Source organism: Patulibacter defluvii, from assembly GCF_034096925.1.
GTDB classification, from domain to species: Bacteria; Actinomycetota; Thermoleophilia; order Solirubrobacterales; family Solirubrobacteraceae; genus Patulibacter; species Patulibacter defluvii.
Genome location: NZ_JAWZSQ010000003.1, coordinates 172517 through 193879, shown reverse-complemented (window position 1 = coordinate 193879; position 21363 = coordinate 172517). Strand labels below are relative to the sequence as shown.

General features: G+C 75.9%; 20 protein-coding genes. 9 read left to right on the top strand and 11 right to left on the bottom strand.

Annotated features, from left to right (window positions below):
- Nucleotides 1-4: 4 nt before the first annotated feature.
- The 4 genes from SH587_RS04865 (at nucleotide 5) to SH587_RS04850 (ending at nucleotide 2061) form a co-directional block, all read left to right on the top strand.
- Nucleotides 5-388 (top strand): cupin domain-containing protein, encoded by a 384-nt coding sequence (locus SH587_RS04865; protein WP_320669450.1) that lies wholly within the window; start codon nucleotides 5-7, stop codon nucleotides 386-388.
- 60 nt (nucleotides 389-448) lie between these two features.
- Nucleotides 449-1129, top strand: coding sequence for an ArsR/SmtB family transcription factor (locus SH587_RS04860; RefSeq protein WP_320669449.1), 681 nt, complete (start codon nucleotides 449-451; stop codon nucleotides 1127-1129).
- Complete coding sequence (locus tag SH587_RS04855; protein ID WP_320669448.1) at nucleotides 1126-1500, top strand: VOC family protein; 375 nt, start codon at nucleotides 1126-1128, stop codon at nucleotides 1498-1500. Before SH587_RS04860 ends, SH587_RS04855 begins: the two co-directional genes overlap by 4 nt.
- 84 nt (nucleotides 1501-1584) lie before the next feature.
- The gene (locus tag SH587_RS04850) at nucleotides 1585-2061 is read left to right on the top strand and encodes a carbonic anhydrase (RefSeq protein ID WP_320669447.1); all 477 of its coding nucleotides are present in this window, start codon (nucleotides 1585-1587) and stop codon (nucleotides 2059-2061) included.
- A gap of 7 nt (nucleotides 2062-2068) precedes the next feature.
- On the opposite strand, the gene SH587_RS04845 is transcribed toward SH587_RS04850, so the two are convergent.
- Nucleotides 2069-2668, bottom strand: coding sequence for a TetR/AcrR family transcriptional regulator (locus SH587_RS04845; RefSeq protein ID WP_320669446.1), 600 nt, complete (start codon nucleotides 2666-2668; stop codon nucleotides 2069-2071).
- Between the two features lie 88 nt (nucleotides 2669-2756).
- Here SH587_RS04845 and SH587_RS04840 point away from each other — a divergent pair, with 88 nt between their 5' ends.
- Nucleotides 2757-3989: a cytochrome P450 gene (locus SH587_RS04840; RefSeq protein ID WP_320669445.1), complete on the top strand. Its 1233-nt coding sequence runs from the start codon at nucleotides 2757-2759 to the stop codon at nucleotides 3987-3989.
- A 31-nt stretch (nucleotides 3990-4020) separates the two neighbouring features.
- Here SH587_RS04840 and SH587_RS04835 read toward each other — a convergent pair whose 3' ends face one another.
- The 7 genes from SH587_RS04835 to hutH all read right to left on the bottom strand — a co-directional run bounded on the left by SH587_RS04835 (nucleotide 4021) and on the right by hutH (nucleotide 13545).
- A complete protein-coding gene (locus SH587_RS04835) occupies nucleotides 4021-5010 on the bottom strand; it encodes an iron-siderophore ABC transporter substrate-binding protein (protein WP_320669444.1) in 990 nt (329 codons plus the stop codon).
- 44 nt (nucleotides 5011-5054) lie between these two features.
- Nucleotides 5055-7193 (bottom strand): RecQ family ATP-dependent DNA helicase, encoded by a 2139-nt coding sequence (locus SH587_RS04830; RefSeq protein WP_320669443.1) that lies wholly within the window; start codon nucleotides 7191-7193, stop codon nucleotides 5055-5057.
- A 124-nt stretch (nucleotides 7194-7317) separates the two neighbouring features.
- Complete coding sequence (locus SH587_RS04825; protein ID WP_320669442.1) at nucleotides 7318-7719, bottom strand: winged helix-turn-helix domain-containing protein; 402 nt, start codon at nucleotides 7717-7719, stop codon at nucleotides 7318-7320.
- A gap of 135 nt (nucleotides 7720-7854) precedes the next feature.
- Nucleotides 7855-9048 carry a hydantoinase/carbamoylase family amidase gene (locus SH587_RS04820; protein ID WP_320669441.1) on the bottom strand — a complete coding sequence of 398 codons (1194 nt, stop codon included), beginning with the start codon at nucleotides 9046-9048 and terminating at the stop codon, nucleotides 7855-7857.
- The gene (gene hutI, locus SH587_RS04815) at nucleotides 9045-10229 is read right to left on the bottom strand and encodes an imidazolonepropionase (RefSeq protein WP_320669440.1); all 1185 of its coding nucleotides are present in this window, start codon (nucleotides 10227-10229) and stop codon (nucleotides 9045-9047) included. The genes SH587_RS04820 and hutI overlap by 4 nt, the downstream gene beginning before the upstream one ends.
- Nucleotides 10226-11899 carry a urocanate hydratase gene (gene hutU / locus SH587_RS04810; RefSeq protein ID WP_320669439.1) on the bottom strand — a complete coding sequence of 558 codons (1674 nt, stop codon included), beginning with the start codon at nucleotides 11897-11899 and terminating at the stop codon, nucleotides 10226-10228. Before hutU ends, hutI begins: the two co-directional genes overlap by 4 nt.
- A complete protein-coding gene (gene hutH / locus SH587_RS04805; RefSeq protein WP_320669438.1) occupies nucleotides 11896-13545 on the bottom strand; it encodes a histidine ammonia-lyase in 1650 nt (549 codons plus the stop codon). Before hutH ends, hutU begins: the two co-directional genes overlap by 4 nt.
- 79 nt (nucleotides 13546-13624) lie before the next feature.
- Between hutH and SH587_RS04800 the strand changes: the two genes are divergently transcribed.
- Nucleotides 13625-14419: an IclR family transcriptional regulator gene (locus SH587_RS04800; RefSeq protein WP_320669437.1), complete on the top strand. Its 795-nt coding sequence runs from the start codon at nucleotides 13625-13627 to the stop codon at nucleotides 14417-14419.
- Here the strand turns inward: SH587_RS04800 and SH587_RS04795 are convergent.
- Nucleotides 14397-15938, bottom strand: a complete 1542-nt coding sequence (locus SH587_RS04795; RefSeq protein ID WP_320669436.1) for an MFS transporter — start codon at nucleotides 15936-15938, stop codon at nucleotides 14397-14399. The two genes, SH587_RS04800 and SH587_RS04795, sit on opposite strands and share 23 nt — an antisense overlap.
- Nucleotides 15935-16498, bottom strand: a complete 564-nt coding sequence (locus SH587_RS04790; RefSeq protein ID WP_320669435.1) for a TetR/AcrR family transcriptional regulator — start codon at nucleotides 16496-16498, stop codon at nucleotides 15935-15937. The genes SH587_RS04795 and SH587_RS04790 overlap by 4 nt, the downstream gene beginning before the upstream one ends.
- 125 nt (nucleotides 16499-16623) lie before the next feature.
- Between SH587_RS04790 and SH587_RS04785 the strand changes: the two genes are divergently transcribed.
- The 3 genes from SH587_RS04785 (at nucleotide 16624) to pcaC (ending at nucleotide 20464) form a co-directional block, all read left to right on the top strand.
- Nucleotides 16624-17679: a hypothetical protein gene (locus SH587_RS04785; protein WP_320669434.1), complete on the top strand. Its 1056-nt coding sequence runs from the start codon at nucleotides 16624-16626 to the stop codon at nucleotides 17677-17679.
- 215 nt (nucleotides 17680-17894) lie between these two features.
- Nucleotides 17895-20069, top strand: coding sequence for an alpha/beta fold hydrolase (locus tag SH587_RS04780; RefSeq protein WP_320669433.1), 2175 nt, complete (start codon nucleotides 17895-17897; stop codon nucleotides 20067-20069).
- Nucleotides 20066-20464, top strand: a complete 399-nt coding sequence (gene pcaC / locus SH587_RS04775) for a 4-carboxymuconolactone decarboxylase (RefSeq protein ID WP_320669432.1) — start codon at nucleotides 20066-20068, stop codon at nucleotides 20462-20464. The genes SH587_RS04780 and pcaC overlap by 4 nt, the downstream gene beginning before the upstream one ends.
- Before the next feature lie 5 nt (nucleotides 20465-20469).
- Here pcaC and SH587_RS04770 read toward each other — a convergent pair whose 3' ends face one another.
- A complete protein-coding gene (locus tag SH587_RS04770) occupies nucleotides 20470-21279 on the bottom strand; it encodes an IclR family transcriptional regulator domain-containing protein (RefSeq protein WP_320669431.1) in 810 nt (269 codons plus the stop codon).
- Nucleotides 21280-21363 lie beyond the last annotated feature (84 nt).

Here is a 21363-nt window from a genome sequence, read left to right as displayed (position 1 = left end):
CCCGATGGCCGACTGGACGAAGCGCAACTTCGACGATCTGCGCGACGTGGCTCCGGACGAGGTGCCGATCGAGTGGCGGTTCGCCCGCAACGCACTCGGCTCGCCCGAGCTGGGCGTCAGCCGCTTCACCTACGCGCCCGGCGCGCGGATGCCGTGGGGGCACCGGCACCGCGTGCAGGAGGAGGTCTACGTGGTGGTCGGCGGGTCGGGCCGGGCGAAGCTCGAGGACGAGATCGTCGACCTGGCCCCGTGGGACGTGCTGCGCGTGGCGCCGTCGGTGATCCGCTCGTTCGAGGCCGGCCCCGAGGGACTCGACCTGCTGTGCATCGGCGGTCGCAAGCCCGAGGGCGGCGGCGACAGCGAGCGGTTCGTCGACTTCTGGACCTGACGTCCTATCACTCACGACAGGGTTGATCACTCACACTAGCGTGAGTAATATCGCCGGTCGATGGGCGACCCCGCCGCCACCGCCGGCCTGCTGGCCGACCCGACCCGGGTCCGGATCGTCGACGCGCTGGTCGACGGTCCCCGCCGGACCGCCGAGCTGGCCGCCGCCACCGGGATGACCGCGGCGGCGCTGAGCCGGCACCTGAAGCTGCTGCGCGAGGCCGACCTGGTCGTCCGCCGCGACGTCGCCGACGACGGCCGCGGCCGCGCCTACGCGCTGCGGCCGGCGGCGCTCGACGGGCTGGCCGGCTGGCTGCGGTCGACCACCTGGGCCAATGCCCTCGCCGACGTCTCGACCCGCCCCCGCACGCGCGAGCTGCTGGCGCGGATGGGCGGCTTCCTCGACGCCTTCGCCGACGGCGATACGGCCTTCTTCGCCCGCCACCTGCGCGACGACGCGGCGCTGATCTTCCCCGGCGCGGCGGCTCCGGTCGACAAGCAGGGCTGCCTCGACGCCGTCGCCGACCACCCGCCGTACCGCCGCCACCAGATCCTGGCCGAGCCGGTGGTGCGGATGCTCGGCGCCACCACCACCGTCGTCACCGTCCTCGCCGAGGTCGCCACCGCGGCCGACGAGCGGGCCCGCCCCGTCTTCATCACCGCCGTCTTCGAGGAGGGCGACCCGTGGCGGCTCGCCCACCTGCAGTGGACCCCGGCCGACCCATCCAGGAGCCCCCGATGACCGACCATGCCCCCGTCCCCCGGCGGGTGATCGCCTACGCCAGCAGCGCGGACGCCGACGCCTCGCGCGCCTTCTACAGCGAGGTGCTCGGTTTCGACGCGGCGATGAGCGACCCGATCCTGGGCCTCGTCTCGCCCGCCAACCGCAGCGCCCAGGTGCTCGTCCCCGCGGCCGGCAGCGCCGACGCCCAACCCCGCTTCGGGATCGACCTCGGCACGCCCGAGGCGGTCGACGCCGCGCACGCCGCCGCCGTCGCGCGGGGCCTGCGCGTGGTCTACGCGCTGCGCGACGAGCCGTGGGGCGTGCGCCGGTTCTTCGTCGAGGACCCGGGCGGGACCGTGATCAACGTCCTGGCCCACGCGACCGGCTGACGGCCACCCCGTCACCGCCCCGTCCCCTAGGCTCCCTCCCGTGCCGCACCCCCCGGCGACACCGCCCTCCAGGACGCGCCTCGCATGACTCCCTCGTGGGCGCCGTTCGGGCGCACCGGCCGCGAGGACGACCCGACGCCCACGCCGATGCCGGCCGCCGCCGCGTCGCACGGCGCGCTGCCGCGGGCCCCGCGGCGGTCGCTGGCGGTGATCACCTGCATGGACGCGCGGATCGATCCGCTCGCCGGCTTCGGGCTCGCCCTCGGCGACGCGCACGTGCTGCGCAACGCGGGCGCCGAGGCGACCGACGACGTGCTCCGCTCGCTGCGGATCTCGCACGACGCCGCCGGCACCCGCGAGGTCTGGGTGGTCGGCCACACGGACTGCCTGGCCCACGGCAGCGACGACCTGCGGGTGGAGGAGAGCCTGCGCCGTTCGCTCGAGCGGATCACCGCGCTGACGCTGGGCTTCCGGGTCCGGACCTTCCGCTACCACCTGGGCAGCGGCTGGCTGGAGGAGCTGTCCTTCCCGCCCGGCTCGCAGGCCGCGGCCGCCGACTGACCCGCGCTCAGTCGTCGCCGCCGCGCAGCGCCCGCTCCCAAAAGCCGGTCAGCTCGTCGAGCAGCGCCGTCCGGTCGACGTCGGCCCCGGCCACCAGCTCGGTCGCCGTCCGCTCGGTCATCCAGACCAGCGCGAAGCCCCGGGCCCGCGCGCGCTGCGGCGACAGGTCGGGGGCGACCAGTCGGATCCGCTCGACGGCCGCGGCGACGAAGCGGTCGTGGAAGTCGTGCCAGAAGGCGTTGACCTCGACGTCGTAGCCGGCTGCCTCGACCAGCGCCAGCAGCGTCTCGCGGTGCGTCTCGAAGGCCCCGAGGACGGCGTCCAGGGTCGGGCGGACCTCGCCCTCGCCGCGCGCGAGCCAGGGGTCGGCCGCCTCGGCGACGGCGTCGAGCAGGCCCTGGCCCAGGTGCAGGATCAGCGCCCGCTTGTCGGCGAAGTGGCTGTAGAAGGTCGGCCGCGAGAGCCCGGCCCGCCGCACGATCTGCTCGATGCTCGCGTCGGCGAAGGCCGCGCCCTCGGCCAGCAGCTCGAGCGTCGCCGCGGCCAGGGCGTCCCGGTTGTTGCGCCGGGTGGTAGCGGCCTGGCTGCGGCGGGAGAGGACGGCCATCCGTCCACGGTAGCAGCCCGACTTGTCGGTTTACGCAGTGTAAGAATTCACCTTGACAGCATGTCAAGTCGAGGCGTAGTGTCGCCCCATGCCCGCTACGGAGACCCTCGACCTCGCCGGCCTCGACCTCGCCGATCCGCGCCACTGGGACGACGGCGTCCCCTACGACCTCTTCGCCGCCCTCCAGCGCGACCAGCCGGTCCACTGGAGCCCCCAGGCCGTCGCCCCCGGCGAGGGCGGCTTCTGGTCGATCGTCCGCCACGACGACGTCAAGACCGTCACCCGCGACTTCACGACCTTCAGCTCGGAGAAGCGCGGGATCTTCCTCGTCGACGACATCGGCGTGCCGCTCGACATCCAGCGGCTGCAGATGATCTCGATGGACCCGCCGCGCCACACGCGGCTGAAGAAGATCGTCGGCAAGGCCTTCACGCCGGCCCGGATCGCCGAGCACGAGGACCACATCCGCGCGATCGTCAACCACGTCCTCGACCAGGTCGCCGACCGCGAGCGGTTCGACCTGGTGGCCGACGTCGCGCGGCCGATCCCGGCCCGCGTGATCGGCGACATGCTCGGCACGCCGCCCGAGGACGACGCCAAGCTCGTCCACTGGACCAACGTCTTCACCGCCTTCGAGGACCCGGCGGTCCGTGAGCAGTGGGACGACACCCAGGCGGTCCTGACCGAGATCGTCCAGTACTGCGGAGCCCAGATCGAGCAGCGCCGCGGCCGCTCGACCGGCGACCTGATCAGCGCGCTGATGGACGCCGAGGTCGACGGCGAGCAGCTCGACGACTTCGAGATCGCGCTCTTCTTCATCCTCCTGATGGCGGCCGGCAACGACTCCACCCGCGCGACCTACAGCGGGATCATGAAGTCGCTGCTGGAGCAGCCCGAGCTGATGGCGCGGGTCCAGGCCGACCCGTCGCTGATCCCGAACGTCGTCGAGGAGGGGCTGCGGATGTACCCCGCTTTCGCCTTCATGGCCCGGGCGGCGACCAAGGACGTCGAGCTGCACGGCCAGCAGATCAAGGAGGGCGACCGCGTCCTGCTCTGGTACCTGGCCTCGAACCGCGACGAGTCGCGCTTCGACCACCCGCACGAGTTCGACCTCGACCGCCCGGACATCGCCGAGCACCAGGCGTTCGGGGCCGGCGGCCGCCACTTCTGCCTCGGCGCCGCCCTCGCGCGGCTGGAGCTGAGGATCTGGATCGAGGAGACGCTGCGGCGGATGCCCGACCTGCGGCTCGACGGCGAGTGCAACCGCGTGCGCGCGCTGTTCCTCAACCAGTTCAACTCGATCCCGGTCCGGCGCGGCTGAGCGGCCGCGCCGGCCAGGCCCCGGCCGCCGGCTACTCGGTGGCGGCGACCTTCGTGGCCGGGTCGCCGTCGAGGGCGGCGGCCAGCCGCGGCTCGGCCTGGCGCAGCAGGTAGGGGCGGCTGAGCGGGCTGTTGAAGCCGAGCGCGCCGGCGAAGGCGTCGGCGGCCCCGACGGCGACCACGCGGCCCTCCTCGACCACGTCCAGGCGCCGGAAGAGCGGGTCCTCCAGCAGCCCCTTCGGGTCGTCGGTGATCAGGACCAGGACGTCCTGGTCGAGCACGTCGAGCCGCTCGCGGCTGATGCTCTCGATCCCCGCGCCCTTCGGGGTCCGGAAGCCGAGATCGGTGAAGAACTGCTGGCGGAGGTCGCTGTCGGCCAGGTTGAAGAGCGAGCCGCCGCCCTCGAAGGCGACGGTCAGGGTCTTGCCGGCGAACTGTGGGTGACGCTCGCGGGCGGCGGCGAACTGCCCGTCGACCTGGGCCACGATCTGCTTCGCCCGCGGCTCGCGCCCCAGCGCGCGGCCGGTCTCCAGCAGCTGCCGGTCCCAGGGCGTGCCGCCGGGCGGGGCGTCCGCGCCCTGGGCGACGGTCGGGGCCAGCTTGGCGAGCTTGCGGTAGGTCGGCTCGTCGACGAAGGAGTAGATGCCGAGGATCAGGTCCGGGCGGGCGGCGGCGACCCGCTCGAGCGCGATCTCCTGACCGCCGACCAGCGCCGGGGCGGGATCGGCGTGGGCCTGAGGCGCCCACGGCCGGGTCTTGTAGGGGAAGGCGCCGATGAACTCACGGACGGCGACCGGCCGGACCCCGAGCGCCAGCGCGAAGTCGTGCTCGTTGAAGCCGACGGTGACCACCCGCTCGGGCGGCTTCGGGATCGTCGCCTTCCCGAAGGCGTGCTCGACCGTGACCGGGAAGGCCCCGGCGGCGGCGGGTGCCGTGGTCGTGTCGGAGCCGGGGTCGTCGGAGCCGCAGGCGGCCAGCGCGACGGACGCGACGGCGGCGAGCAGGAGGGCGGGCAGGCGCATTGAGGGGACCCTAACGCGAGCGCCATGGCGCCCGCGGCGCCCCCTCACCCCCCGCGCAGCAGCGCCAGCAGCGCCGCGCCGTGCTTCTCGATGAACGAGGGGCCGATGCCCTTGATCGCCAGCAGGCCCTCGAGCGTCGTCGGCTCGCGGCGGACGATCTCGCGCAGGGTGGCGTCGGTGGCGACGGTGTAGGCCGGCTTGCCGTCGGCCCGCTCGCGGCGCCAGGCCTTCAGCGGCGCCAGCTCGTCGTCGCCGACCGGGCGGCCCTCCTCCTCGACGGGGGCGCTGCGCGAGCGGGCCGACTTGACCTGGATCGGGGGCAGCCAGTCGACCGGGTCGTGGACGTCGCAGCAGCGGCCGAGCGGGGCGCCGGGCTCGGGATCGCCGAAGTGGTCGAGCAGCTGGCGGCGGCGGCAGACCTGGTTCTCGGCCGAGGCGTACTTCTCGATCGAGCGGTAGGCCTGCCAGCGGCGGTCGGTGGCCGCGCGGCACATCTGGCGGATCCGGCCGTGGTCGACCTGGCCCGGCAGCACCCGCACCCGCAGCCGGCCGCCGGCGCCCGGCTCGAGCGCGATCGCCCCGGCCCGCTCGGCGACGGCGAGCGCGATCCGGTCGCGGTCCTGGCCGGCGTCGGCGTCGACCTCGCCGTCCGGTCCGGCCTGGGCCCGCAGCCGCCCGACCAGCGCCCCGACCTGCTCGACGGTGACCTCGGCCTCCTGGATGAACCGCACCAGCCGCCCGAGGTCGGCGCGCGAGGCGAGCAGCACCGCCCGGGCCAGCTCGCCGTCGCGGCCGGCGCGGCCGGCCTCCTGGTAGTAGGCCTCCAGCGAGGAGGGCAGCGCCCAGTGCCAGACCGAGCGGACGTCGGCCTTGTCGACCCCCATCCCGAAGGCGTTGGTGGCGACCACCACGTCGGCGTCGCCGCGCATGAAGGCGTCCTGGCGGCTGGTGCGGACGTCGGCCGACATCCCCGCGTGGTACCCGACCGCCGTCACCCCGGCCGCGGTCAGCAGCTCGGTGACCTCCTCGGTGCTCTTGCGGGTGCCGCAGTAGACCACCGCCGGCCGGTTGGCCGGATCGGAGACGCCGGCCACCAGCGTCGCCCGCTTGCGCGCGACCGAGCCCTGGCCGTCGAACGGCAGCACGTCGAAGGAGAGGTTCGGCCGGTCGAAGCCGGACCGCACCCGCGCCGGCTCGCGCAGGCCCAGGCGGGCGACGATCTCGTCGGCGACCTTCGGCGTCGCGGTCGCGGTGCAGGCCATCACCGGCGGATGCCCCAGCTCGGCGACGACCGAGGCCAGCCGCAGGTAGTCGGGCCGGAAGTCGTGGCCCCACTCGCTGACGCAGTGGGCCTCGTCGACCACGAAGAGCGCGATCGCCCGCGCCCGCAGCGCGTTGCGGAAGGCCCCCGACGCGAACCGCTCCGGGGCCGCGAAGCAGACCTTCGCCGTGCCGTCGCGGATCTGGTCGAGCGCCCGCCGGTTGTCGGTCCCGTCGCCGCCCGAGGCCAGCATCACCGCCGGGTGGCCGAGGTCGGTCAGCCGCGCGCACTGGTCGCGCATCAACGCGATCAGCGGCGAGACGACCACCGTCAGGTCGTCGCCGGCCAGCGCCGGCAGCTGGTAGCAGAGGCTCTTGCCGCCGCCGGTCGGCATCACCACCAGCGAGTCGCGGGCGTCGAGCGCGGCCTGGACCGCCTCGCGCTGGCCGGGACGGAAGGTCTCCAGGCCCAGCAGCGGCAGCAGCGACTCGGGCGTGACCCCGGCCAGCGGCTGGCGATCCGGCGCGGGGCGCGGGGTGGGAGCGGGAGCGGCGACCGGGTCGGGGCCGGAGCCGGAGGCCGGCGGGTCGAAGCCGGGACCGTCGTCGAAGGCCGCGGCCGACGGCTCCTCGGCGATCGACGCCAGGTAGTCCAGGTAGTCGCCGTCGTCCGCGGACGCGGAGTCCGGGTCGGGGGCCGGCGCGGCCGGGGCCTCCGGCGCCAGGTCGAAGAGCGACGGCCGGGCCGCCGCCTGGGCCGCCGCGACGCGGGCCGCCGCCAGCTGCGCCAGCGGGGTGATCGCCGCCCGCTCCTCGCCGTCGAGGCGCTTCCAGCCCGACCGCACGACGTCCAGCTCCGCCGCCGCGCCGGGGGCGCCGGGCTCGGCGAGGACGGCGGCGATCCGGAGCAGCGCGTCGTGCACCGGTGGAACGTACCTGGCCCGCGTCGGCGGCCGCTCGTTGACGCCGATCGGGCGCCGCGCGGCCGTCGACGGTCACCGTCACCGAACGGCGGGCAGCGGCCCGCCGCTCGGCGAAGCGGGACCGTCAGTCCTTCTTCGGCGTCGCGGCGACGTAGCCGCGATCGGCCTTGGTGGCCAGCCCGTCGGAGGCGAGCTTCGTCAGCGTGCTCGCGACCGACGCCCGCTTGATGCCCGTCTCCTTGGCGACGTCACCGGCGGTCTTCGCCTCGCTGGCGATCGCGGCCAGGATCTTGCGGCGGTTCTCGCCCCGCGGCGCCGGCTTGCTGGCGGCGGCCTTGCGCGGACGGCCGACAGGGCGCTTGCCCGCGGCGGCGCGGCGGCCGCGCTTGGCGCTCGCACCGAGGCCGTCGAGCTTGGCGATCGCCTCGCGCAGCTCGTCCGCCTCGGTCACCAGCGGCGCGATCTGCTTCTCCAGCTCCGCCAGCCGGGCCTTCCACGTCTTCAGTGCCTCATCGATGACCGCCACAGCGCGCTCCGTTTCCCTCAGCTCGACAACGAATCCCCGGGCACGGTACCAGTGGTCCGCCGCGCAACGGTTGACGTCACCGAGCGGCGATCGTTGATGCACCCCGCGCAGTGACCGTTCGCCGCCGGGCGACGGTCACGCCAGCTCGTCGAGCACCCGCAGGATCCGGGTCGCCCCGGCGGCGGCGTCCTCCAGCGCCACCTCCTCGTCCGGGCTGTGACTGATCCCGGTCGGGTTGCGGACGAGCACCATCGCGGCCGGCCGGTGGATCGCCACGTTGCCGGCGTCGTGGCCAGCGAAGCAGAGCGTCTCGATCCCGTCGTCGCCCCGCAGCCGCGCCCGCAGCTCGGGGTCGAAGACCGCCCCGCCCGAGCGCGACTCGCGCCGGATCGCCAGGTCGACCCGGCCGGCGGTCGCCAGCTCCACGGCCGCGGCCCGCCAGCGGCGCTCGAAGTCGTCGAGCAGCTCCGGCGCCGGCGCCCGCAGGTCGAGCCAGGCGTCGACCCGCGAGGCGATCGTGGTCCGCGCGTTCGGCTCGACCACCAGCCGGCCGGTGGTGACCCGCATCCGCTCGTCGGCCAGCTCCAGCGCGGCGACCACGATCCGGGCCGCGACGGCGAGCGCGTCGCGACGCTCGTCCATCGGGGTCGTGCCGGCGTGGTCGGCCGTTCCCCGCAGCTCGATCGCCAGCCGCCGCCGCGCCGCCAGCCCGCTGGCGACGGCGAACGGCACCCCCGCGGCGTCGACGTCGCGCGACTGGTCGATGTGCAGCTCGACGAAGCCGGCGATCCGGTCGAGCGCGGCGCCGGTCTCGCGCAGGCCCTCCGGGTCGACGCCGGCCGCGGCCATCGCCGCCGCCATCGTCGTGCCCGTGTCGTCGGTCCGCACCAGCGCGTCGTCGACGTCGAGCAGCCCGGCCAGCGCGCGGCTGCCGAAGGTCGGGGTGTTGAAGCGGGCGCCCTCCTCGTCGGCGAACGAGACGACCGCCAGCGGACGGCGGCAGCGGGCGGCGACGGCGAACGCCACCGCGACCCCGAGCGGCCCGTCGAAGCGGCCACCGTCGCGGACGCTGTCGAGGTGCGAGCCGACCGTCCACCAGGGACCCTCGCCCGCGGGCAGCGCCCAGCGGTTGCCGGCGGCGTCGCGCTCGACCCGCAGGCCGATCGCCGCCGCCTGGTCCGCGAACCAGCGGCCGGTCGCCTCGTCCTCGGGCGACCACGGCAGCCGCGTGACGCCAGCGGGACCGACGCCGATCGGGTCGAGGCCGGCCAGCCGCTCGGTCAGGTCGGCGGCGGTCACCGCGGTCAGGTCGGTCACGGACTCGGTCATCGGGCGGCCTCCCAGGCCTTCGCGCCCGCCCGCCAGACCGCCGCCACCAGCGGCACCCCGGGGCGGTACGCCAGGTGGACGTGCGACGGGGCGTCGAGCAGCACCGCGTCGGCGCGGGCCCCGACCCCCAGCTGGCCGACGTCGTCGCGGCGCAGCGCGCGGGCGCCGCCGGCGGTCGCCGACCACAGCGCCTCGTCGGGCGTCATCCGCATCTCGCGGACCGCGACGGCGATGCAGAACGGCATGCTCGTGGTGTAGCTCGACCCCGGGTTGCAGTCGGCGGCCAGCGCGACGGTGACCCCGGCGTCGAGCAGCCGGCGGGCGTCGGGGTAGACGGCGCGGGTGGAGAACTCCGCCGCCGGCAGCAGCGTCGCGACCGTGCGGCTGTTGGCCAGCGCGTCGACGTCGGCGTCGGTCACGTGGGTGACGTGATCGGCCGAGGCAGCGTCGAACTCGACCGCGATCTGGACCCCGGGACCGTGCTGCAGCTGGTTGGCGTGCAGCCGCGGCGTCAGCCCGGCCGCGACGCCGGCGCGCAGGATCTCGCGCGTCTGGTCGCCGTCGAAGGCCCCGCGGTCGCAGAAGACGTCGATCCAACGCGCCCGATCGGCGCAGGCGTGGAGCATGTCGCCGCAGACCAGCTCGACGTAGGCCGCCGGCCGGTCGGCGTACTCGGGCGCGACGACGTGGCCGCCGAGGAAGGTCAGCTCGTCGGTGCGGGCGGCGGCGACCTCCAGGCTCCGGCGCTCGTCCTCGACCGTCAGCCCGTAGCCGGACTTGCACTCGACCGTGGTCGTGCCGGAGCGCATCGCCTCGGCGGTCAGGCGGTCGATCGTGCGGCCCAGCTGCTCGTCGCTGGCCGCGCGGGTGGCGGCGACCGTCGTCCGGATCCCGCCCGCCGCGTAGGGCCGGCCCGACATCCGGGCGGCGAACTCGTCGGCCCGCTCGCCGGCGAAGACCAGGTGGCCGTGGCTGTCGACGAAGCCGGGGATCACGGCCCGGCCGGCGGCGTCGAAGCGCTCGTCGGCCGCCGCCTGCGGCAGCTCGGCGCGGGGGCCGGCCCACTGCACGACGCCGTCGCCGAGCACCAGCGCGGCGTCCTCGATCAGGCCCAGCGGCCCCCGCTCCAGCGACGGGTCGTTGGTGACGAGGGTCCCGATCCGGTCGATCAGGACCGTCACGCGGGCTCGCCCTCGTTCATCGGCACCCGGATCCCGTGGTCGTCGGCGACCGCCGCGGCCTCGTCGTAGCCGGCGTCGACGTGGCGGATGACGCCGGTCGCCGGATCGTTGCCGAGCACCCGCGCCAGCTTCTCGGCCGCCAGCGGGGTGCCGTCGGCGACCGTCACCTGGCCGGCGTGGATCGAACGGCCGATCCCGACCCCGCCGCCGTGGTGGATCGAGACCCACGAGGCGCCGGAGGCGACGTTGACCATCGCGTTCAGCAGCGGCCAGTCGGCGATCGCGTCGGAGCCGTCGAGCATCCCCTCGGTCTCGCGGTAGGGCGACGCGACCGAGCCGCAGTCCAGGTGGTCGCGGCCGATCACGATCGGGGCCTGGACGGCGCCGCTCTCGACCAGCTCGTTGAAGCGGACGCCGGCGCGGTCGCGCTCGCCGTGGCCGAGCCAGCAGATCCGCGCCGGCAGGCCCTCGAAGTGGACCTTCTCCGCCGCCATCGTCAGCCACCGCTGGAGCGACTCGTGCTCGGGGAAGAGGTCGAGCACCGCGCGGTCGGTGGCGGCGATGTCGGCCGGGTCGCCCGAGAGCGCGGCCCAGCGGAACGGCCCGCGACCCTCGCAGAACTGGGGCCGGATGTAGGCCGGGACGAAGCCGGGGTAGGCGAAGGCGTCCGCGTAGCCGCCCAGCCGGGCCTCGGCCCGCAGCGAGTTGCCGTAGTCGAAGACCTCGGCCCCGGCCCGCTGGAAGCCGACCATCGCCTCGACGTGGCGGGCCATCGACGCGCGGGCGCGGCGGGTGAAGTCCTCGGGGTCGGCCTGGGCCAGCCGCTTCCAGTCCGCGAAGGCGACGTCGGCCGGCAGGTAGGCCAGCGGGTCGTGGGCCGAGGTCTGGTCGGTGACGACGTCGATCGGCGCGCCCATCGTCAGCAGCGCCGGGACCGCGTCGGCGGCGTTGGCGACGACCCCGATCGAGAGCGGCGTGCCGGCGTCGCGGGCGGCGACCGCGCGGGCGACGGCGTCGTCGAGCGAGTCGGCCTCGACGTCGAGGTAGCCGTGCTCGATCCGGCGCAGGATCCGCGAGCGGTCGACCTCGAGGCAGATCGCCACCCCGCCGGCCATCGTCACCGCCAGCGGCTGCGCGCCGCCCATCCCGCCGAGGCCGGCGGTCAGCGTGATCGTGCCGGCCAGCGAACCGCCGAAGCGCTTGGCGCCGACCGCGGCGAAGGTCTCGTAGGTGCCCTGGAGGATCCCCTGGCTGCCGATGTAGATCCACGAGCCGGCCGTCATCTGGCCGTACATCGTCAGCCCGAGGTCGTCGAGCCGCCGGAACTCCTCCCAGCTCGCCCAGTCGCCGACCAGGTTGCTGTTGGCCAGCAGCACCCGCGGCGCCCACTCGTGGGTGGTCAGCACGCCAACCGGCTTGCCGGACTGGACCAGCAGCGTCTCGTCGTCGCGGAGGTCGCGGAGCGTGCGGACGATCGCGTCGTAGGCGGCCCAGCTGCGCGCGGCCTTGCCGGTGCCGCCGTAGACGACCAGCTCGTCGGGGTGCTCGGCGACCTGCGGGTCGAGGTTGTTCTGGAGCATCCGCAGCGCGGCCTCCTGCTGCCAGCCGCGGCAGCTGAGCGTGGTCCCGCGGGCGGCGCGGACGGGACGGGCGACGGCGGGGGCAGTCATGCGGCGGGCTCCTCGGTGGGACGGTCGGGCAGGGGGCCGGCGGTCGATTCGACGGCGCGGCGGACGGCGCCGGCGCGGACCAGCGCGACGGCGGCCTCGATCTCGGGCGCCAGGAAGCGGTCGGGGCCGGGACCGGCGGCGTGCTCGCGGAGCGCGGCGATCACCGCGCCGGTGGCCGGCGCCGGGGCCAGCGGGGCCCGCAGCTCGATCCCGCGCGCGGCGGTCAGCAGCTCGATCGCCAGCACCCGGGTCAGGCCGTCGACGGCCCGCCGCAGCTTGCGGGCGCCGGACCAGCCCATCGAGACGTGGTCCTCCTGCATCGCCGAGCTGGGGATCGAGTCGACGCTCGCCGGCGCGGCCAGCCGCTTCAGCTCCGAGACGATCGCCGCCTGGGTGTACTGGGCGATCATGTGGCCGGAGTCGACGCCGGGATCGTCGGCCAGGAACGGCGGCAGGCCGTGGCTGCGGGACGCGTCGAGGAAGCGGTCGGTGCGGCGCTCGGCGATGCTGGCCACGTCGGCGACGACGATCGCCAGGAAGTCGAGCACGTAGGCGACCGGCGCGCCGTGGAAGTTGCCGTTCGACTCGACCCGGCCGTCGGGCGTCACGACCGGGTTGTCGACCGCGGCGGCCAGCTCGTTGGCCGCGACCGCGGCGGCGTGGGCGACGGTGTCGCGGGCACCGCCGTGGACCTGGGGCGCGCAGCGCAGCGAGTAGGCGTCCTGGACCCGGTGGTCCTCGGGCCCGCGGTGGCTGGCCACGATCGGGCTGTCGGCCAGGACCCGGCGGATCGTCGCGGCGGAGACCGCCTGGCCCGGCTGCGGCCGCAGCGCCTGGAGGTCGGCGGCGAAGACCCGGTCGGTGCCGAGCAGCCCCTCGACGCTCATCGCGGCGGTGACGTCGGCGACGGTCAGCAGCTCGCGCAGGTCGTCCAGCGCCAGCAGCAGCATCCCGAGCATCCCGTCGGTGCCGTTGATCAGCGCCAGGCCCTCCTTCTCCTCCAGCGTGACCGGCGCCAGGCCGGCCGCGCGGAGGGCGTCGGCGGCGTCGCGGCGACGGCCGTCGGCGTCGTCGACCGGGCCCTCGCCGATCAGCGCCAGCGCGCAGTGGGCCAGCGGCGCCAGGTCGCCCGAGCAGCCGAGCGACCCGTGCTCGTGGACGACCGGGGTGATCCCGGCGTTGAGCATCCCCGCGTAGGTCTCGGCGACGACCGGGCGGACGCCGGTGCGGCCGGTGCAGAGGGTCGAGAGCCGCAGCAGCATCAGCGCCCGCACGACCTCGCGCTCGACCTCGGGGCCGGAGCCGGCGGCGTGGCTGCGGATCAGGCTCCGCTGCAGCTGCCGCCGCTGGTCGGGCGCGATGTGGCGCGTGGCGAGCGCGCCGAACCCGGTCGAGACGCCGTAGTGCGGCGTGACGTCCTCGGCGAGGGCGTCGACCACGGCACGGCTGTCGGCGATCGCGGAGAGCGCCGCCTCGTCGACGACCACCGGCGCGTCGTGGCGCGCGACCGCCACGACCTGCTGCGGCCGCAGGGGGCCGACGCCGATGACGACCGGGTCCGGCGCGCCGCCGGACCGAGCACGGCGCGGGTCCGCGGCGTCGACCCGGACGTCGAGCGTCGCATCTACCCCGTCCGTCGTGCTCATGGCGCGATTGAAGCCCGTGCCCCGCCCTCCGTCACGCGATCGCCCGCGGTTGCGTCTGGGATCTGAGACAGTGCCGGCGATGGCCAACGTTCCCGCCGCCCGCCGCGCCCTCGGGGTCCTGAGCCTGCTCGCGCGGCAGTCGGCGCCGATCCCCGCGGCGGCGATCGCGCGCGAGCTGGAGCTGCCGCGGTCGAGCGTCTACCACCTGCTGACGGTGCTCCAGGAGGAGGGCTTCGTCGTCCACCTGCCGGAGGACAACCGCTACGGCCTGGGGGTGGCCGCGTTCGAGCTCGGCTTCGCCTACTCGCGCCAGCAGCCGCTGCGCCGGATCGCCCACGCGACGCTCGCGCGGCTGGTCGACGACAGCACCCACAACGGCCACTTCGCGGTCCTCGACGGGACCGACGTCCTGTACCTGATCGAGGAGCGCGCGGCCGGCCGTCCGAGCCTGGTGACCGACGTCGGCGTGCGGCTGCCGGCGCACCTGACGGCCAGCGGCCTGGCGATGCTGGCCGCGCTGGCGCCCGAGCAGCTACGGGCGCTCTACCCCTCGCGACGGCCGCTGCCGCGGCGGCTGGAGCGGGGACCGGCGACCCGCGCCGAGCTGCGGGCCGCGCTGGCGGGTGTCCGCGCGCAGGGCTACGCGTGGGAGGACGGCTCGGTGACGGCCGGCTTCGCCTCGATCGCCTGTGCCGTGCTCGACCACACCGACCGGCCGGCGGCGGCGGTCACCCTGACCTTCCGCAGCGAGCAGGTCGGCCCGGCGACCCGCGACCGGCTGGTCCGCCACGTCCACCGGGCGGCCGACCGGATCGCGCGCCAGATCCGCGGACGGGCGGCACCGCTCCCCGCTAGTGGTGCGCCGAGCCCGTGAGCGTCATCCCCCGCGGCACCAGCACGAAGACCAGCGCCGCCACCGCCAGCATCGCGACGCCGCCGATCAGGCTGGTGTCGGCGAGGGCGGAGACGAACGCGTCGCCGGCGTGGCTGGCCAGCGCCGGCAGCCGGGCCTCGTCGGCGATCGCCGTCGCGGCGGCCAGCGAGCCCTCGGCGTGGGCGCTCGCCTCGGGCCCGAGCGCGCCGCTGAGGGCCGGGCCCAGGTCGAGGCCGTCGCGGTAGAGCAGCGCGGCGACGCTGCCGAGGATCGCCACGCCGAGCACGTTGCCGACGTCGTAGGCGCTCTCCTCGATCGCCGCCGCGCTGCCGGCCCGCTCGTTCGGCGTCCCGAGCATGATGATCGCCGAGGCCATCGCCAGCGAGCCGACGCCGCCGCCGACCAGCGCCAGCGCGACGGCGACCGTGCCGTAGGCGAGGTCGCGGCCGGCGAGGCCGAGCACCAGCAGCCCGGCGCCGGCCACGGCCAGCCCCGCGGCCAGCACCAGCCGCGGGCCGATCCGGGCGGCCAGCGGCGGCGCGACGATCGACGACAGCAGCCCGGCGCCGGCCAGCGGCAGCAGCCGCACGCCGGCGGCCAGCGGGCCGTGGTGCTCGACCAGCTGCAGCCACTGGGCGAGCAGGAAGAGCACGGCGGCGAGCCCGAACATCGTGCCGAGGGCGGCGACGACGCCGGCGGTGAAGGGTCGCGACGCGAACAGCCGCACGTCGAGCAGCGGGTCGTCGCGGCGCAGGCAGCGGCGGACGAACGCGACCAGCAGCACCAGCGCGGCGGCGAGCGCGGCGAGCGCCAGCGGGTCGAGCAGGTCCTGCTGCTTGGCGAAGTGCTTGATCGACCAGATCAGCGCCACCATCCCGGCGATCGAGAGCGCGGTCGCGACCGCGTCCCAGCGGCCCGGGCGCGGCACGCGGACCTCGGGCAGCAGCACCACGCCGGCGGCGATCCCGAGCACCATCAGCGGCACGTTGACGAGGAACGCCGCCTGCCAGCTGAAGTGCTCCAGCAGGAAGCCGCCGACGATCGGACCGACCGCCGCGCCGACCGCCGAGACCGCCGACCAGACCCCGAGCGCCGTCGCCCGCTCGGCCGGGTCGAGGAAGATGCTGCGGACCATCGAGAGCGTGGTCGGCATGATCATCGCGCCGCCGATCCCGAGCAGCGCGCGGACGGCGATCACCGCCAGCGGCGAGTCGGCGACGACGACCAGCGCCGAGGCGCCGCCGAAGACCGCGAAGCCGGCCAGCAGCACCAGCTTGCGGCCGCGGCGGTCGGCGAAGGCGCTCATCGAGATCAGCAGCCCGGCCAGCACCAGCGAGTAGACGTCGACGATCCACAGCTGCTCGGTCGCCGAGGGCTCGATGTCGGCCGCTAGCTCGGGCAGCGCGACGTTGAGGATCGTCAGGTCCATCGTGACGACGAGCAGGCTGGCGGAGAGCACGGCGAGCGCCGCCCACCGCCGCCCGCGCGAGAGCGCCACCGGATCGGTCGGTCGCCTCATGGCCGCGCCTCGATCGCCGTCAGCGCGGCCAGCGAGGTGGTCAGGAAGGCCAGGTCGAGCGGCTCGTCGTGGAGGCTGGCGTGGACCGCGGCGCCGTCGACGAAGACCGCCACGGCGAGCGCCGCGGCCGGGCTGACGTAGCGGCGGGCGCGCTCGATCAGGCCGTCGAACCAGCCGAGCGCGAGCGGCCGCAGCTCGGGGTCGTCGGCGGCGGCCAGGTAGAGCGCCTGGTCGGCCCGGACCCGGGCGCCGTCGCTCAGGTAGTCGTGCAGGACCGCGGCGATCGCGGCCGGCGACGACTGACCCCGGAGCGCCCGCTCGAGCTCGTCCAGCTCCCGCTCCAGCCGGGCCGCGACCTGCTGCAGCGCGGCGGCCCGCAGGTCGTCGAGCGTGGCGAAGTACTGGGTGGTCGAGCCGAGCGGTACCGCGGCCCGCTGGGCGACGGCGCGATGGGTCAGCCGCGGCCGCTCGGGGTCGAGCAGCAGGTCGGCGGCGGCGTCGACGATCTGCTGCCGCCGCCGCTCGGGATCGCGACGGCGCTGGGGCGTCTCGGGAACCATGATGTACAAGTGTACATGTACAGATGTCCATTATGTGAGGGCGGCGTTCCGGTCGCCGAACGGCTGAAACGTCACAGCGGGCGCGTTATGTTGCGGTCAGCGTCCCCCCGACCCCCCCCGCTCCCATGTCCCGATCCGTCCCGACCGCCGTCGCCGGCCTCGCCGTGCTGGCCGCCGCGGTCGCCCCCGCCGCCGCGACCGCGGCCTCACCCTCAGCCCAGGTCTCCGCCGCGCCGATCAGCAAGCCGCTGTCGACCAAGGCGACCTCGACCAAGATCACCGTCCAGAACACCGGCAAGGCCCGGCTCAGCGGCCTGACCCTGACCGTGTCCGGCAAGAAGGGCGTGACGATCCGCCTCGCCGGCGCCCGCAAGGGCCGCAGCAGCCGCAAGCTGAGCACGCTGAAGGCCGGCCGCGGCGTCCGCGTCGGCGTCAGCCTGCGGCGCACGAGCAAGGGCCCGAAGAAGGGCACGCTCGGGCTGAAGGTCACCCGCAAGGGCAAGACGATCGCCCGCGGCAAGCTCGCCTTCGGTCCCGGCACCACCGCCCCGCCGGCGGACCCCAACTCGCTCGAGGGCCGCTACTTCTGGGGTTCCCGCTACACCGTCTCCGGGATCCAGCAGAACACGCTCTACTTCACCGGCCCGAACCTGGTCTTCGTCGCCGACACCGAGAGCGCCTGGCCGACCTGCACCGCGGTCAGCGAGACCTGCAAGCCCTACAGCTACGACGCGGCCAAGAAGCAGCTGACGATCGACGGCAAGCCGGCCACGCTGACCGGTCGCAAGCTGGAGCTGGACGGCGACAACTACCTGGAGTTCGGCTACCCGGCGGCCGGCGCGCGCTGGGACACGAAGGTCACCTACTCGAACTCCAGCGGCATCTGCCCGCTCTACTGCAGCTACTACACGGAGAACCTGACCTTCCTGCCCGACGGCCGCTTCGTCCGCGACGCGGTCGCCTCCGGCACCGGCCCGGTGGTCGACTGGGCGTCGGTGCCGCCGGACAGCAAGGGCACCTACGAGGTCCGCGCCGACCACACGCTGCGGCTGGCCTTCGAGGACGGCAAGGAGCGGATCGAGACGGTCGGCCTGTACCTGAACGACGACGGGACGCTGCAGGCGGCCGGCGAGGGGATGGTCCTCGGCGGCGACGGCTACTTCGACATCCGCGACAAGTAGCGCGCGGAGCGCCGCTCGCGTGGCGGTCGACCCCCGGCGTGCGGGGGCGATCCGCCACGCGAACGGTTGGGGCGAGGATCACCCCTGACCGGCGGCCGCTGGTAGCGTTGTTCGCATAGCTAACGCCCGTTCGAACAGCGAACGCCCGCGGGAAGAGCGACGGCGGTACCGTCGGGTCCTGCGACGCCGTGCCCCCGATGCGACCGTCCCCGTCCGTGGCTGACCGCGGGCTCTTCGGCGGGGTGCTGGCCCGGGCCGCCGCGGCCGACGCGGTCACCGATCACGGGTGGCTGCAGGCGATGCTCGACGCCGAGGCCGCCCTCGCCCTGGCGCTCGCCGACCGCGGCCTGCTGGAGCGCGACGCCGGCGACCGGATCGTGGCCGCCGCCGACGCCGCCCGCTTCGACCCAGACGCGCTCGGCGCCGCGGCCGCCGCCGGCGCGGGCAACCCCGTCCCCGCGCTCGTCCGCGCCCTGACCGCGGCGGTCGACGGCGAGGCGCCGGTGGCCCGCGCGGCGGCGGCCGGCGTCCACCGCGGCGCCACCAGCCAGGACGTGCTCGACAGCGCGGCGATGCTCGTCGCCCGCCGCGCGACCGCCGAGATCCTGATCGACCTGGAGGCCGCCGCCGGGCGCTGCGCGGCGCTGGCCCGCGAGCACCGCACGACCGCGGCGATCGGCCGCACGCTGCTGCAGCAGGCGACGCCGACGAGCTTCGGGCTCCGCTGCGCGACCTGGCTGAACGGGCTCGACGAGGCCGCCGCCGAGCTCGCCGCCGCCCGCCGCGACGCGCTGGCCGCGCAGCTCGGCGGCGCCGTCGGCACGCTCGCCCCGCTCGGCGACGCCGGGCCGGAGGTGGCCGACGCCTTCGCCCGCCGGCTCGGCCTGGCCGCCCCGACGCTGCCCTGGCACACCGTCCGCGTGCGGCCGCTGCGGCTGGCCGGCGCGCTCGCCACGGTCGCGGCGATCACGGGCAAGATCGCCGGCGATGTCGTGCTGCTGGCCCAGACCGAGGTCGCCGAGGTCCACGAGCAGGGCGGTCCCGGCCGCGGCGGCTCGTCGACGATGCCGCACAAGCGCAACCCGGTGGCCGCGGTCAGCGCCCGCGCCGCCGCCGTCCGGGTGCCCGGCCTGGTCGCCACGCTGCTCGCCGCCGCCGACCAGCCGCAGGAGCGCGCCGCTGGCCACTGGCAGGCCGAGTGGGAGGCGTGGTCCGACCTGCTGCGCCTGACCGGCGTCGCCGTCGCCTGGCTGCGCGAGGCGCTCGACCGGCTGCGCGTCGACCGCGAGGCCGTCGCCGCCGCGCTGGCCGTCACCCACGGACTGGTGCTCGCCGAGGCCGCGGCCTCCGCCCTCGCGCCCGCGCTCGGCCGGGTCCCGGCCCACGACCTGGTCGCCGACGCCAGCCGTCGCGCCGCCGCCGAGGACCGCCCGCTCGCCGCCGTGCTGGCCGCCGAGCCGGCCGTCCGCGACGCGCTCGGCGACCAGGCCGAGGCCGACCTCCGCGAGGCGCTCGACCCCGCCCGTCACCTCGGCGCGGCGCCGGTCTTCGTGGACCGCGCGCTCGCCGCCCACGAGCGCCGGCCCGGTCCGCGGCCGGGCCGTCCCGTGCCGCTGGCCCACGCCGTCGACGGCCCGACCGACGGCCCGGCCGTGGTGCTGCTGCACGCGATCGGGAGCGACCGCCGGCTGTGGGACGGCTGCCTGGCCCCGCTGACGGCGGCCGGCCTGCGGGTGGTCGCCGTCGACCTGCGCGGCCACGGCCGGTCGCCCGTCCCGCCCGGCCCCTACGCCTTCGGCGACCTCGCCGGCGACGTGCTGGCGCTGCTCGACGCGCTCGCCGTCGCCCGCGCCAGCGTGGCGGGGGTCTCGCTCGGCGGGGCGGTCGCGCTCGACCTGGCGCTGCGCGCGCCCGGCCGGATCGACCGCGTCGCCGCCTGCTGCACCGGTGCCCGGATCTACGGCCCGACCGTCTGGCACGAGCGGGCGGCGATCGTCAGCGAGCAGGGCATCGATCCGCTGACCGAGGGCGCGCTCGACCGCTGGGTGACGGCGGCCTTCCGGAGTACCGAGCCGGAGCGGGCCGCGACGCTGCTGGCCACCCTGCGCGCCACCCCCGCGGCCGGCTACGCCGGCTGCGCCGCCGCCCTCGCCGACCTCGACCTGCGGCCCGCGCTCGGCCGCCTGTCCGCGCCGACGCTGATCGTCGCCGGGGCCGAGGACGTCGCCACGCCGCCCGCCAGCCACGCCGAGCCGCTCGCCGCCGCGATCCCGGGGGCCCGGCTCGAGGTCGTTCCCGGCACCGCGCACCTGGCGCCGTTCGAGCGCCCCGACCTGGTCGGCCCGCTGCTGGCCGGCTTCCTGACCGACCCGACCGGAGGCGACCGTTGAGCGACCCGACCCCGTACGACGAGCAGGGCCTGCGCACCCGCCGCGAGGTCCTCGGCGACGAGCACGTCGACCGCGCGCTGGCCGCCGCCGACGCGTTCGACCAGCCGTTCCAGGAGTTCATCACCCGCTTCGCGTGGGGCGACGTCTGGTCGCGCCCCGGCCTCGACCGGCGCACCCGCAGCATCGCCACGATCGCGGCGCTGGTCGCCCTCGGGGCCGAGCACGAGCTGCCGATGCACGTCCGCGCCGCCCGCCGCCACGGCGTCAGCGAGCAGGAGCTGAGCGAGCTGCTGCTGCACACCGCGCTCTACGCCGGGCTGCCGGCCGCCAACCGCGCGTTCCGGATCGCGCGCGAGACCCTGCGCGACGACGACGCCGCGGCGTCGTCGGCCTGAGCCGCTCAGGTCAGGCCGCCGGGACCGATCCGCCGCAGGTCGGCGTGGATCTCGTCGGCCGCCCGCCGCAGCCGCGGCAGGATCCGCTCGCGCAGCTGCGCGACCGTCGTCCGCGCCGCGGGCGTCGAGACGTTGATCGCGGCGATCGCCGCGCCGGTCGCGTCCAGGATCGGCACCGCGATCGAGCGCAGCCCCCGCTCCAGCTCCTCGTCGACCAGCGCGAAGCCGTCGGCGCGGGCGCCGGCGATCCGCTCCGCGACCGCGTCGGCGTCGAGCGGGACCGCGGCGGTCGGCGCGGCCGGCAGCGGCGCGGCCAGCCGCCGCGCCAGCTCCGCCTCGGGCAGCGCGGCCAGCAGCACCCGTCCCATCGAGGTCGCCCAGGCGGGCAGGCGGGTGCCGACGGCGATCGTCACCGACATGATCCGCCGGGTCGGCACGCGGGCCACGTAGACCACCTCGTCGCCGTCGAGGACCGAGATCGAGGCCGACTCGTCGACGTCGGCCGACAGCCGCTCCAGGTGCGGGCGGGCGACCTCGACGAAGCTCAGGCCCGAGAGGTAGGCGACGCCCAGCTCCAGCACCCGCGGCCGGAGCGCGAAGCCGCGCCCCTCCTGGGCGACGTAGCCCAGCTCGACGAGGGTCAGCAGGAACCGCCGCGCGGCGGCCCGCGGCAGGCCGCAGCGGCGCGCGACCTCGCTCAGCGAGAGCGGCCCGGAGGTCGCGTCGAAGGCCCGGATCACCGCCAGGCCGCGCTCCAGCGACTGGACGAACTCGGGTCCGCGGGCCGGCGCGGGATCGGGGGCGGTGTCGGACATGCCGGGCGGGGTCTACCGGATCGAGGGCGTTCGCGGGGCCGAGCGCGTGCGCTACTGTTCGTAGTATGAACACTCGTTCGGGAT